The sequence below is a fragment of the Streptomyces sp. P9-2B-2 genome (assembly GCF_030406865.1).
Lineage (GTDB): Bacteria > Actinomycetota > Actinomycetes > Streptomycetales > Streptomycetaceae > Streptomyces > Streptomyces platensis.
In genome coordinates this window covers 669,810-682,690 of the sequence record NZ_CP129126.1, presented here as the reverse complement: position 1 = coordinate 682,690, position 12,881 = coordinate 669,810, and the positions used below count along the sequence as shown (strand labels likewise).

12 protein-coding genes are annotated in these 12,881 nt (G+C 69.4%); 10 read left to right on the top strand and 2 right to left on the bottom strand.

Annotated features, from left to right (window positions below; genetic code table 11):
• Nucleotides 1–314: 314 nt before the first annotated feature.
• The 9 genes from QT196_RS03055 to QT196_RS03015 all read left to right on the top strand — a co-directional run bounded on the left by QT196_RS03055 (nt 315) and on the right by QT196_RS03015 (nt 9,354).
• Nucleotides 315–1,205: a LysR family transcriptional regulator gene (locus QT196_RS03055; RefSeq protein ID WP_168477308.1), complete on the top strand. Its 891-nt coding sequence runs from the start codon at nt 315–317 to the stop codon at nt 1,203–1,205.
• A gap of 263 nt (nt 1,206–1,468) precedes the next feature.
• Nucleotides 1,469–1,843: a hypothetical protein gene (locus QT196_RS03050; protein WP_168477307.1), complete on the top strand. Its 375-nt coding sequence runs from the start codon at nt 1,469–1,471 to the stop codon at nt 1,841–1,843.
• Between the two features lie 73 nt (nt 1,844–1,916).
• Nucleotides 1,917–2,606, top strand: a complete 690-nt coding sequence (locus QT196_RS03045; protein ID WP_168477305.1) for a hypothetical protein — start codon at nt 1,917–1,919, stop codon at nt 2,604–2,606.
• Between the two features lie 49 nt (nt 2,607–2,655).
• Nucleotides 2,656–3,018 (top strand): hypothetical protein, encoded by a 363-nt coding sequence (locus tag QT196_RS03040; RefSeq protein ID WP_168477303.1) that lies wholly within the window; start codon nt 2,656–2,658, stop codon nt 3,016–3,018.
• 43 nt (nt 3,019–3,061) lie between these two features.
• Nucleotides 3,062–3,454, top strand: a complete 393-nt coding sequence (locus QT196_RS03035; RefSeq protein ID WP_168477301.1) for a hypothetical protein — start codon at nt 3,062–3,064, stop codon at nt 3,452–3,454.
• A gap of 98 nt (nt 3,455–3,552) precedes the next feature.
• On the top strand, nt 3,553–3,972 hold the full coding sequence (locus QT196_RS03030) for an ABC transporter permease (protein WP_266735143.1): 420 nt from the start codon (nt 3,553–3,555) through the stop codon (nt 3,970–3,972).
• A 217-nt stretch (nt 3,973–4,189) separates the two neighbouring features.
• Nucleotides 4,190–5,017: a serine/threonine protein kinase gene (locus QT196_RS03025; protein WP_248001563.1), complete on the top strand. Its 828-nt coding sequence runs from the start codon at nt 4,190–4,192 to the stop codon at nt 5,015–5,017.
• Nucleotides 5,018–5,021: 4 nt separating this feature from the next.
• On the top strand, nt 5,022–7,202 hold the full coding sequence (locus tag QT196_RS03020) for a protein kinase (RefSeq protein ID WP_266735145.1): 2,181 nt from the start codon (nt 5,022–5,024) through the stop codon (nt 7,200–7,202).
• 61 nt (nt 7,203–7,263) lie between these two features.
• The gene (locus QT196_RS03015; protein WP_266735147.1) at nt 7,264–9,354 is read left to right on the top strand and encodes a serine/threonine-protein kinase; all 2,091 of its coding nucleotides are present in this window, start codon (nt 7,264–7,266) and stop codon (nt 9,352–9,354) included.
• A gap of 93 nt (nt 9,355–9,447) precedes the next feature.
• Here QT196_RS03015 and QT196_RS03010 read toward each other — a convergent pair whose 3' ends face one another.
• The gene (locus QT196_RS03010) at nt 9,448–10,872 is read right to left on the bottom strand and encodes a hypothetical protein (RefSeq protein WP_168477295.1); all 1,425 of its coding nucleotides are present in this window, start codon (nt 10,870–10,872) and stop codon (nt 9,448–9,450) included.
• A 357-nt stretch (nt 10,873–11,229) separates the two neighbouring features.
• Between QT196_RS03010 and QT196_RS03005 the strand changes: the two genes are divergently transcribed.
• Nucleotides 11,230–11,529, top strand: a complete 300-nt coding sequence (locus QT196_RS03005; RefSeq protein WP_085923051.1) for a DUF6342 family protein — start codon at nt 11,230–11,232, stop codon at nt 11,527–11,529.
• A 360-nt stretch (nt 11,530–11,889) separates the two neighbouring features.
• On the opposite strand, the gene QT196_RS03000 is transcribed toward QT196_RS03005, so the two are convergent.
• The gene (locus tag QT196_RS03000; protein WP_290354284.1) at nt 11,890–12,720 is read right to left on the bottom strand and encodes an inositol polyphosphate kinase family protein; all 831 of its coding nucleotides are present in this window, start codon (nt 12,718–12,720) and stop codon (nt 11,890–11,892) included.
• Nucleotides 12,721–12,881 lie beyond the last annotated feature (161 nt).

Genomic DNA, 12,881 nt, shown 5'->3' with positions numbered 1-12,881 from the left:
ACGCAAACCCCCCTCCGTGGCCCATATCCCCGCACCTCTGCGCTCCGCGTTCCCCTTGCGTCGTTAACCGACGTCCGCGTGCTGGTGCCTATCTCTCTGTGCGGCGGCGGCAATGACGGCGTGAGGGGCACGAGCTCCGTCTTCATTTCCCACGCTCCGCGCTCCGGCCGGTCCAAGGATCACCTGGCCCTGAACGAGGGCGACTTGGACGCAATGCTCGATGAACTCCACCGCAAGCGCCGGTTAACAGAGACAGACGAACGACGGACCAGCTGCATACCCATGGTGAACAAGGGCCGACGAAAGGCCGATACGTGAACACACTGTGCCTACGTCGTCTACAGATCTTCGTCGCCGTGGTGGAGTGCGGGGGATTTTCCGCTGCCGCACGGAAGTTGTATATGAGTCAGCCGTCGGTCTCCAACCAGGTGCGGCGCTTGGAAGCCTCTCTTCAAGCCACCCTCATCGACCGGTCGGGGGCGCGTATCCGGCTGACCGCCAAGGGCGAGACCTTCCTGTCGTATGCCCAACGCCTCATGCCCCTCGTCGAAGAAGCGCTGATCGCCGTACAACTGACGGTGTCTTCCTCCGAGCCCCGTCTGCGGGTGGCCACCACCAACGACGCGGCCGCCATTCTGGTTCCGTCCGTACTCGCCCGTCTCACCGCCCGGATTCCCGGACTGCGATGGGACATCCACACGGGTGGAATGGAGCAGGTGACGCAGCAGCTTATCGACGGGGTGGTCGGTATGGCGCTGCTCGATGGCGAGCCGACTGCGCCGGGACTTGTCATCGAGCCCATTCTGTCCGAACGGCTCGTCCTCGTTGTGGGCGGCGAACATCCGCTGGCCGGCCGTCAGGTCACGGCGGAGGACGTGGCAACGAAGCGGTTGCTGCTGCGGGAAAGCGGTTCGGCAACCCGCGACCTACAGAACACCGCCCTGCGGCGCTGGAACATTCAGCCCGTCGACAAGGGAGAGGTGTGGGGGAACGAAGCACTCAAGCTCGCGGTGTCCGCAGGGCTGGGAGCGAGTCTCATGTCCTGGCACTGTGTGGCGCAAGAAGTGCGGGATGGACGACTGGCGTTGGTCGACCTGGTCCCCGCGCTGCCGAGCCACCCCATCGTGATGGCGCACCTCCTCGGCCGGAAATTCTCCTGTGTGGAAGAGGCTTTCGCGCAGCTTCTCTTCGATCTCAAGGAATAGCTGACTCTCCATCCCGGCAAGGGGCTTGATGCGGAAGGGCATTGCCCACCACATGGCGAGAGGGGCAGGCGAACGCCGCCCGATGTCTCATGGCTTTGGCTATGGGGCCATAGCCAAAACAGGGGTTCTCGGCCAGGGATTGGCTGCCAACAATGGGAACTGTCACACCATCACTGATGACGCGAACACGAGGGGCGTCCCGGAAACGGGTTGTGCGGCGGACGGTGTCGCCTTCGTGAATTTTCGAGAAAGGATCGAGTCACATGAAGAGGCGTAGCAAGGTTCTGTTCGGCCTGGCCACCGTAGCCGGCGCCTGCCTGCCGCTGGGGGCATTCGCCACCACTGCGTCCGCGGCGGAGGGCACTCACATCCAGATCAAGCAGAACGCCGCGATAGCCGCCACCACCTGCTACACGTTCGTGGGCGCGGAGGACAAGAACTACTGCAACATCTCCCGCCCGATGGGCGATTCGCTCTCGGTGGGGGTTCCGGCGAACACCACCCAAGTGGTGATCGACCTCAAGAACTTCCCCTGGGAATCCCCCTCGGACAGCATCGCCGTGACCCCCGACAAGAACCGCTGCGTCGAGGTGAGCGGGACCGCCTTCAACTCGAAGCTCCTGGAAGTCGGTTGCTGAAACCGGCACGTGCCGGCACCTCACACAACCCTTGAGCCCTAAGGCTCCCGTTGCCAGAGAAAGCGAAAGTCTCATGACCTTCCGTTACCGGGCAGGAATCGCCGCGGCCGCGTCCGCGATGGCGCTTGCCGTGGCTGTGCCGACGGCATCCGCGGCGTCCCCGCAAGAGATCAACGGCCACACCGACAACTGGCTGAACGAGGGAAGCGCGACCGTCAAGTACGACAACGGCACCACGCTGACCCGACAGGCCGATGTTCTGGAAGCACTCCAGCAGTGCGGCAACCTCTCCGTTTCGTGTGCCTCCACGACGACTCAGGACGCCGGCCAGGTCACCAAATGGTATGACGCCGAGAACCAGGACCTGGGTACCGGGCCGATCGACAACTGTGCTCCGAACGGTAATGACATTACCCAGACGATCACGGCACTCCACACCTTCTCCTGGGGGTGGAACATCGGCGCCAGTGTCGACGTCACCCTGGTCAAGGACCGACTGGGCATTGGTGCCAGTGCGGGATTCACCCAGTCCCACACCGAAACCAGCTCCGGTGCTGTGGGCATCACTGTGAAGCCCGGCCAAAAGGGAATGCTCAAGATGGGTTACGACATGGACCGCAAGGTCACCGACGTGTCGATCCAGGGCGGAAAGTTTGGCGGCGCAAAGATCACCGGACTCCGTACCGAGACTCCCGGCCAAGGCGGGAAGCGGGTAGGCCAGGACATTGTCACGTGCGACCAGAAGCTGTTGAACGGTCGCTGAGTTTTCTCCCTCTCAGAAAGGTACTCCCGTGCAAAAGACAAAGCGATCCATGGCCTACGGTGTCGCCACGCTGCTGCTCGCCCTCGGTGGCACGGCCGTAACGGCGTCGCCTGCCGCTGCCCAGGACTCGGGTCACATCGGGTTCTCCAACAAGGGCTGGTTCCTCGCCAAGACCTGTTACAAGTGGCAGGGTTCGGCGACTCCGGACAGCTGCGACGACAACAAGGCCATCGGCCAGGACTGGGGCGTGGACATTCCCGCCGATGCCACCGGCGTCGAGGTCACGGTGCTTGTCCACGGTCAGCAGATCGGCGATCTCGAAGCACCGCAGATCACCGACTTGAAGAGTAACCACTGCTACGAGCTGAGCGGTTACACGTGGGGCCCGTCCATCAACGAGAAGAGCTGCTGACCCTTCTCGGAGACGAGTAAGGGACAAGGAAAGGAATTCCAGCGTGCGCGCTGTCAAGAAGTCGATGACGATTGCTGCCATGGCCTGCCTGACCCTCATGGGTACGGTCGCCGCGGCACCCACCGCCTCCGCCAGCTCCGGCAACTACATTCAGTTCTCGAACAATTCGGGCTTCCTGGTCGACACCTGCTACCAGTGGAAGGGCCCGGACGGCATCGAGAGCAAGAACTACTGCCACACGTCCAAGCCGGTCGGACAGACGTGGAAGGCGTACTTCCCCGAAGAGGCAACGGGTGCCACGGCGACCGTGACCTTCGCCATGGGCAACGGTGGCGCCAAGGAGTACCTGTACGACCTCAGCGCCGACAAGAACCACTGCTACCAGACCACCGGCCTCTGGCCGAACGGCGGTGAGGTCCTCGGCACCAACTGCTGAGCACCGAGCCCGGGGCCTGCCGAAACCCTGTCGGCAGGCCCCATTTGGCACGCCCGGACCGCAGGACAACCTCTTGTCTGCTGCGGACGCTGCGGCGGATGCCCACCTTCCTGGTCATCGCGCTGATCGCCGGCGCCCGCTTCCCGGGTGGCGTCGTCGGGATCGGTGTCACGGTCCTGGCAGCGGTGCTGCCGGCGCTGATCTTTTCGGCGCTGTCCAATGCCGTCGCGCTGCTGACCCGCCAGCAGGCCACGCTGATCGCGATCTCCCAGTTCACCACGCTGCCGCTGATGTTCCTGAGCTCTGCCGTGATGGACCTGCACCTGGCTCCGAGCTGGGTGGGGCGGGTCGCCGCGTGCAACCCCGTGGAATGGGCGGTCGCGGCGGCGCGGCAGGCGATGCTCGTACACGCCGACTGGAGCATGGTCTGGGCGCGACTGGGGCTGCTCGCGGCGGCGGTCCTTGTCATGGGCTTCCTTGCCACCCGGGCGTTCCGGGCCTATCGGAAGTCGACGTAGGAGACGCAGGAGAGGTAGGAGTGGCGGGCCGGTCCCACCACACGGGGCCGGACTCCCGACCCCGGTGCCCCCTCCACGGCACCCGGCGTCCCGCACGCCGCCCCCCTGCCGACCCGCCTCCCCGCCGTATATAGGCTCACGTCCCTAACGAGCCTGACGGGGGAGAAGCCGAGTGGAGAGGCTGCGGCAGGACGATCCTGCGCGGATCGGGGATTTTGTGGCGTTGGCGCGTCTTGACGCCGAGGGGAGTCGGGGCGTTCCCGAGCGTCGATATCTGGCCCGCAGCGTCGACGGCGGGCACACCGTCCTGGTGTGCCTGCCGCCGGCCGGCGGTGACCCGGCGCGGTGGGCGGATGAGATGCAGCAGGCGGCCCGGCTGACCCAGCCGGGGTTCTGGCCGGTGACGCAGCTCGGGGGGACGCCGGCCTTCCCCTGGTACGCCTCGCCCTACCGGCCTGTGCTGCCGCTGCCCGCCGCCCTGGCCGCGTACGGCGGACCGCTGCCCGAACCGCTGGTCCGTATGCTCGGCGGCACGCTCGCCGAAGCTCTGGCCTCGGCCCACGTCCTGGGCCTCGTGCACGGCGGTATCTGCCCGGCGGGCGTGCTGCTGACCGCCTGCGGGCCGCTGCTGGGCTGCTTCGGGGCGACCCGTGCGCATCCGGTGGCAGTGGCTTCCCCCGCGCAGGCGACCGGGCTGGAGACCGGCTGCCTCGCTCCCGAACTCGCGGCGGGTGGCGCGGCGGACCGGGCCGCGGACATCTACGCCCTCGGTGCCGTACTGGCCTACGCGGCGACCGGGCACACCGTGCCCGAGCGGCAGGAGATCCCGGCCGGGCTGCGGGACATCGTCACGGCGTGCCGCTCGCGCGCCCCGGAGGACCGGCCCGAACCGGCGAGAGTATTGGCGGAGTTGCTGCCGGGCGCGGCGTACGGCGCGCTGGCCGGTGCCACGGAGCCGGTGTCGCTGCCCGGCCGGATCGTCGAGGCGTTGTCCCGTCAGTCGGCGGAGGTCCTGGCCACCGCACTCCCCACCCAAGAGCGCTGAGGCCATGATCTCCCCACTTCTGCACGACGACCCGCACGCCGTCGGGCCGTTCCGGATCCTCGCCCGCCTCGGCGGCGGCGGTATGGGCACCGTCTACCTGGCCCGTTCGGCGGGCGGCCGCACGGTCGCGGTGAAGACGCTGCACACCCGTCTCGCCGCGGACACCACCCTGCGGACCCGCTTCCGGCTGGAGGCGGACGCGGCACGCGTCATCGGCTCCGCGCACGGGGCGGTGGTCGTCGACGCCGATCCGCAGGCACCGACCCCGTGGCTGGCGACGGAGTACGTCCTCGGCCCGCCGCTGGACACGGCCGTCGAAGCGGGCGGGCCGCTGCCGGAGGCGGCCGTGCGTGCCCTCGGCGCGGCACTCGCCGCCGGGCTGGAGCAGCTGCACCGGTCGGAGGTGGTCCACCGCGACCTGAAACCGTCCAACGTCCTGGTGACCGCGCAAGGCCCGCGGATCATCGACTTCGGTATCGCCCGGGCCTTCGGCGACGAGCATCTGACGAGCGTGGGCGGTGCCGTGGGAACACCGGCGTTCATGTCGCCCGAGCAGGCGGGGGGCCAGGAACACGCGGTGGCGGGCGATGTGTTCGCGCTGGCCGGGGTGCTGGTCTTCGCCGCCACCGGTCGCGGTCCGTTCGGCGGCGGGGCGCCCACCGACCTGCTGTACCGCGTCCGGTTCGGCGAGCCGGACCTGGGCGGGGTGCCCGAGACGCTGCGCCCCCTGCTCGTCCGCTGCCTGGCCAAGGACCCCGCGCACCGGCCGTCCACCACTGAGCTGCGTACCGCGCTGGGCTCCAACGGGCTCGCCCCGGCCGACCGCGGCGGCTTCGCGGAGCTGCTGCCCGACGCGGTGCTGCGGGAGATCTCCCGGCGCAGCGACGAGGTGTGGCGCGAGCCACCGCACCGCTTGCCGCCGCCGGCGCCCGCCGAGGTGCCGCCGGCCGGGGCCGCCCCCGCGCCGGGCCTCTCGCGGCGGCGGCTGCTGTCCGTGGCCGGGGGCGCCCTCCTGGGCGGCGGGCTCCTCGGCGGCGGGGGCTGGGCCCTGCTCGCGGGCTCCGGCGAAGGTGGCGGCGCCACGAAGAAGGACGCCGTCGACCGGCCGAAGCCGCCGACACCGCTGTGGAGCGCCGGTCTGCGCTGCCCCGACTCCGGGGGCGAGGTGATGCGGGTGGGCCGCAACCTGGCCATGCGCGCGGGGATCGTGCTGTGCGGCATCAACGCCGAATCGGGCGAGTCGACCTGGCAGGCGAACGTCTCCGACCCCTGGCGCTCGGTCACCGAAGGCAGCCGTATCTACGCCCTGCGGGGGTACAAGGAGGCGGGCGCGGCCCTGGCGGTGTGCGAGGTCTCGCAGAGCAACGGCGAACTGGGCAAACCCCTGGTGGAACTCTCCGCGTTCACCGGCAAGGAGCAGTACAACCAGCTGCTGTGTGTGGCCGACGGAACCGCCTACCTGGTGGCCCGGGCTGCCTCCGGCAGACGCTGGTACCTGGTCGCGGCCGACCTGGACTCGGGCAAGGAGCGCTGGCGCAGCCCGGTGGAAGGCCCACAGACCGTGGGCACTCCGCCCGCGCTGGGCGGCGCCGTGGTGGGCTCCCGGGTGGTGCTGTGCGGGAGCCCGGGGTTCGGCTCGAAGTTCATCCGCCTCTCCGTGCACGACACGCGGCACGGCCGCGAACTGTGGAGGCTCTCCGAGACGTTCGCGGGCACCGTGCCGCCCCAGTTGGTCCTCGACGACCGGAACCTCTACATAGGCGCCGAGCACCTCACCGCCCGCCGGCTGTCCGACGGCGAGCTGGCGTGGCTCTTCGGGACCGGCCGCGACGTCGGTGACAGCGCGGGCGAGGAACGGCGCTACGGCGCGCCCACCGTCCACGACGGCGTCGTCTACTGCACCGAGGCGGATCGCGGACTGATCGCCGTCGACGCCGCCTCCGGCACGCTGAACTGGCAGGAGAAGGGGCTGTCCGGAAGGAAGAACAAGCGGGACGTGGCCCCGGCGGTCGGCAAGCGGTATGCCTACTGCGCCGATGACAAGGGCCTGCGCGCCATCGACCTGCGCACCCATCAAGCCGTCTGGACGTACGAGACCAACCCGATGGTCCTGACCGCCGACCCCAAGGGCGGCCGGCTGTACGTCCGCCAGGAACAGCGGACCATCGCCCTCCCGCTCGCCTGACGGCCGGCCCGGCCCAGAACCGACCCGCCCTTCCACTCCACGATCCAGGAGACGACCGACTGTGAAACCCCTCGGCCAGGGAGATCCGCTGCGCCTGGGCCCCTACCGCCTGCACGGCGTCCTCGGAGAGGGCGGCATGGGCAAGGTCTACTTCGGAGCGGACGCCACCGGAAGCCCCGCCGCCGTGAAGGTCCTGCTGCCGGAACTCGCCCATGACGGGCACCTGGCCGAGCGCTTCCTCCGGGAGGCGCGGACCGCGCAGGCGGTGACCAGTGAGGGCGTGGCGCGCGTCCTGGCCGCCGAACTGGAGAGCGGCAGGCCGTGGATCGCCACGGAGTTCCTGGCCGGCCCGACGCTGGACGACGCCGTCGCGCGCTTCGGGCCGCTCGACGACGCCGCCGTACGGGAGCTGGCGCGGTCCCTGGCCCGTACGCTCCAGGATGTGCACGCCACGGGGCTCGTCCACCGGGACGTGAAGCCGCCCAACGTCGTCCTCACCTCGCGCGGCCCCCGACTCATCGACTTCGGCATCGCCCGCCCCGAGCACGGCCTGACCCTCACCCGTACGGGACAGATCCCGGTCACACCGGGCTACGGCGCACCGGAACAGGTCCTCGGGCAGCGCGTCGGACCGGCGGCCGACGTCTTCTCCCTCGGCGCGGTCCTCGCCTACGCCGCGAGCGGCCGTCCGCCGTACACCGGCGCCGAGGTCACCGCCGTCCTGTACGAGGTCGTACACGGCAGCCCCGACCTCTCCGCCGTTCCGGAGGCCTTGCGCTACCTCATCACGCCCTGCTTCGCCAAGGACCCGAAGGCCCGCCCGCAGCCCACCCAGGTCGCCGACGCCGCGGCGGCCCCGCGGCAGCCCGAACGGCTATGGAAATCCGGCCCGTTGGGGCAGGAGATCCGGCAACGGGAAGCGACCGCCCGCCGTCTGACAGCCCGTCCGCCCGGCCCCTCGGCCGCCCCCGACGGCGGCGCGGTGGGCGGGGCACCCCGCCTCACCCGGCGGCGGCTGCTGGTCGCGGCCGCCGGCGGTGGAGCGCTCCTGGCCGCGGCGGGCGGCGGCACCGCCTGGTGGCTCACCCCTGCTGACGCCCCGTCCGACCCCTTCGACATCCCCCCGGCCGCAAAGGTGCGGGCCGCACCGCTCGGCTCCGCCGAAGGCTCCCCGGAACCGCTGTGGAGCCCCATCCAGGACGTCGCCGACGCCGCGTCACCGGCCCCGCTGCCGGTGCGCGACGTGGTGGTGTACGCGGCCTCCGGCGGCGGCATTGCGGCCCGCCGGGTCACCGACGGCCGGGAGCGGTGGCGGGCCGACGAGGCGAAAGCGGAGGCCGGATACCTGTCGATCGGCGACCGGCTGGTGGCCGCCGCCGACGCCGAGGGGACCCTGCGCACCTGGGTGGCCGCCACCGGCTCCCCCCGCTGGACGGTGGACGCGGAGGTCGGCGCCTTGCTGGCCGCCGACGCGCACGCCGTCTACCTGCTGACCTCCGACGGCCGCCTGCGCTGCGTGGGGACGGACGGCAAGGTGCGCTGGACCCGGCGGCCACCGCTGACGCTGTCGGGCGGCCACCCCGCCGCGGCCCTCGGCGCAGGCCACCTGGTGCTCTGCACGGAGACGGGGGACGTGGCCGCGGTCCGTGCCGACGACGGCTCCCGCGCATGGATCCGCAAGGGGCAGGCCGCGGGACCACTACGGCCCGCCATCGACGGCGGAACCGTCTACCTCGGCGGCAACAGCCTGGCGGCGGTGAAGGCCACCGACGGCCACGAACTATGGGCCCAGAACCCGTTGCGACCGCCCACACGGGGCACCGGCGGGTGGGGCCCGCCCACCGTGGCCGGCGGAGTGATCCACGCGCTGGACTGCGACGCACTGCATTCCCTGCACGCCAACGGCAGCCAGGCCGCCGACCCGATGATGGTCGCCGGCGTCGTCCCGCCCTGGCAGCCACCGGTCGTCCAGGGAAACAGCGTCTGGATAGTGGAGAGCGGTGACACCGGCGTGAGCGGCCTCCCGCGTGGCGGAGAGGGCCGCCCCCAGACCTACGCCCTCACCGGCGGCCAGTCCCGCTCCCTCGCCGCGGCCGCCAACCGTCTGTTCGTCCTCAACCGGTCGACACTGCTGGCGCTGCCGGTTTATTAGGGGGGCGCGGAGTCTGTTCGTCCGCCCGCGGACGGGACAAAGCTTCCCACCGGCCTGACCCGCCCCCCCCCGGCCCGTAGCCCGACCTCCCGCTTACTTACGGCTCTGCCCACGGACCACGTCGAGGAGGTCGGTGGGCGTGAGCCGGGACCCGTACAGCAGACCGACCATGATGAGGCTGACGATGCCGACGACCTGGGCGAGCGCGGCATCCGATACGCCAAGTGCGGAGGCTCCGACTGCCGACCCGATGACGGCGACGCCGAGGATGACCATGCGTATCCACTCGCGATTGACCGCCCGGGAGGCGCCGGTGAGGTCTTCGGGGTCCAACAGCGCAAGGGTGCGGCCCTGCGCGTATCGCTCGGCGATCTTCGCCAGCATCCGCGCCATGTCCTCGAATGCCTGCCCTCGGTCGGCGTCTGTGTCCTGCCGGGTCTCCATCATGCGCAACGCCCCCACCACCTCTGCCGCGTGCTCTTTGTGCTGGGCGCGCAGCACACCGCGGATCGCCGTGTGCCGGGTCCGCCACGCCGACCACACCACCCGTTCCGCGTCCGCCAGTTGTACCCGCGGCGCCGTCAGCGGACTACGGATGCGGAGTGACCAGCGGTGATACGACTGGGCGGCCCCCACCCTGGCCAGACAGTTCACCAACACCACTACCGGCCGGTTCTCCCGGTTCGTCCCCACCCGCAGACTCAGCAGCCTCCGGGCCCATGTGAAGCGGGTGCGGGGCTCGGCGTAATGCGGACCGTGATCCTGGTAGGAAGGTCTCGCTATCTGCCGGAGCGCGAGCCAGGCGACGCGCGACGCCAACAGCATCATCGCGAGCAGAACGAGGGCGGCGGCCGCAATGATCGCCTCCATGGGCCTGCCCAAGGGGTCGGTGAGCGCCGACAGATGGTGACCCACCTTGTCCGCGATCGCCGCGCCCACCCTGCGCAGCGCCGCCATCAGCGCGAGAAGCGGGTCCGACCGCTCGCTCCCACCGCCTTCGACGACAGGGTTCGCGGCTGAGCCTCCGGGGGCCCGCTTGCTCTTCTCCCACAGGTGCGTCACGCCGGTCACCAGCTTGGTCACGATGGCACCGATGTTGACCGTGACCAGGAGAAGTACGCATGCCTTGATGACGTACGCGATGCCCGCCAGCGGCATGGTGCAGTACCAGTCCCACACCGCGGTCCGTACCGCGTGGGAACGAGGAAACAGCCGCTCCGCGTCCTGACCGAACCCGCGCCGGGCCCAGCGCAGATGACGCGTCGTCCCACGGGCACCCCACCGCACATACCGGCGCACCGCCGGGCCGACGGTGTGGGCATGCACCCACAACACCAAGTGGAACGTCCGCTCCGCGAGGACGCGTACCCGGGACCGCCCGGCGACTCGGTCCAGCCATCGGTCCTCGGGATCCACCCTCCGCAAAGTGACGAGCACCCAGACGAGTTCCGTCAGCACCAAGGTGCATCCCATCAGCACCAACGCGGGCACGATGACGGTCCACAACGTTTCGAGCATTCAGGAAGTCTCCTCGAACTGTCCGTGGCCGATGGACCGTTGCCCTGTGATGCTCCTCTCAGCCGGTGATCTTCAGGAAGCGTGCCGCCGGTCCCACCTCTGATCCGACGGACGCCCGATGGGCCAGATGGGGACTATCGCGCCAACTTCGTAGAAATCAGTCATATTTACGGAGTTCGGTGCCGTCGGATGCCCGAGTTATATAGGTTCTGGATCGGCTCAGGTGACGCAGGTCACCCGACCCACGTGGTTCTTTCACTGGCGAGCGGGCACGTCCTGTCGGGCTTCACTCAGGGAACGACGCGGCTGAAGCGCGGCAGGAAGGGGACGGCCCGCCGGAACTGGAGAGGAAGCCTCATGGCGGACATCGACCTCGGACTGGCGACGGACTGGACTGAGGGTGACACCCACGGCCGTATCAAGCTGCGGCAGAACCAGGTCTATCCCACCTCGCCCAAAAAGGACGTCCTGATCAGCTCACCGGTGAGCATCGAACTGTCGGTGAACACGAACTGCTCCACCTCCCAGGAGGCGGACAAGATCTACTTCACGACCCACCACGGCTCCACGAAGAAGATCATCGCGGTGCTCGACTCCGACGGCAACCTGCACATCGCCGGTCGCCTGATCACGGACCAGAAGGACCTGTCGTACTAGAAGCGAGTGCCTTCAGGGCTTGCTGTGAAAGTGCTGGTCGCAGCCGTTCGTTGAGGGCTGCGACCAGCACGGTCGCTGCGAAGCGGGCGGCGAGCTTGTCGTAAGGGGTGGCGCGATGGCGCGGTGGTCAGAGGGGAGGGGGTTGGTGCGCCCAGTGCTGTTGGTGGATGTGGATGGACCGCTGCATCACGAGGGTCCCGCATTGCTTCATCGGGTCGATCCCCGATGCGGCCTTACGGGCGACGACTTCGCGGCCCTCATGGCATGGGCGGCGACCGGCCTGCGCTGACCCAGGGTCAGTCGACGTTCCGGCTGAATGGCCTTCCTGCCGTGCGGCGTCCGGGCGTTGGCCTTGGCCCACTACGCGTCGGCCTCCTCCCCAGCCTCCTTCTTGGCCGCGCCGGCCGCCTTTACGTCCGCGATCAGCCTCGCCATTCCCTTGTCGAAACGGGTGCGGTACTTCTTCACCTGCTCCTCGCTCAGCTGCTCCGGGCCGAAGGTGTGCGCGAAGTCGATGAGGTTGAGTTTCGCCGTGGCCGCCGGGCTCTCCGTCGCCGGCTGCTCGTCCACCGCGATGAGTACGCTCGCCGCGATGAAGGCGAGGCCGGAGTTCTCGGCGGCCGTCCTGACCTGGGTCAACTGCTCCACCAGCAGGTCGTAGACGCTGGGATCCGCGGAAATGCCCTGCACAATCTGCTCGGACTCGCGGCCGATGGCGCGTCGGCTCTTTCCTTTGAGGCCGGTGCCGCCGACCGCTCGATAGCCGCGGTCCGCGGAGCCGGTCACCTTGTCGGCGACCTTCAGTTTCATCTTCTTCTTCCAGGCGTCGGCCTTCGACATCGACGTGAGCAACTCCTGTTTGCTCGCGGTGCTTTCCCCCACCTTGATGTCGAGGACCTTCGGCATCTTCATGTCGTGCGTCAGATTGTCGATGTAGATGTGGGTCGAGTCGTCGCCCTTCCCCTTTTCACCGTCCATCGTCTGCACCTGCTCGGCGCTGTAGGAATCCGGGACCACCCCCTCCAGGGCGGGGTGCTTGCCCGCGCGCATATCGGCGTAGAAACCCCGTTCCACGTCGTTCGTGGGCTTCTCCTTGATTTTCCCGCCGACCCGGTCCTTGATCCCGCCGTGTCCTCCGGTCGCCTCCTCTTCCGCATGCTGGACGACCTCGCCGGGGGTGCCTCCGTGCACGGCGCGCTGGACGGTTTCCTGGCCCGTGGCTCCGTCCCGAGGTCGCCCGTCTTCCAACAGCCGCGTAACGGCGGCATTCCCGGCGGTGCGTTGCAGCGCCAGCACCGTTGCCGGGTCGGCACCGGCACCGGCGTCGGTCGTCGGGCGTGCCTTCTTGGTGG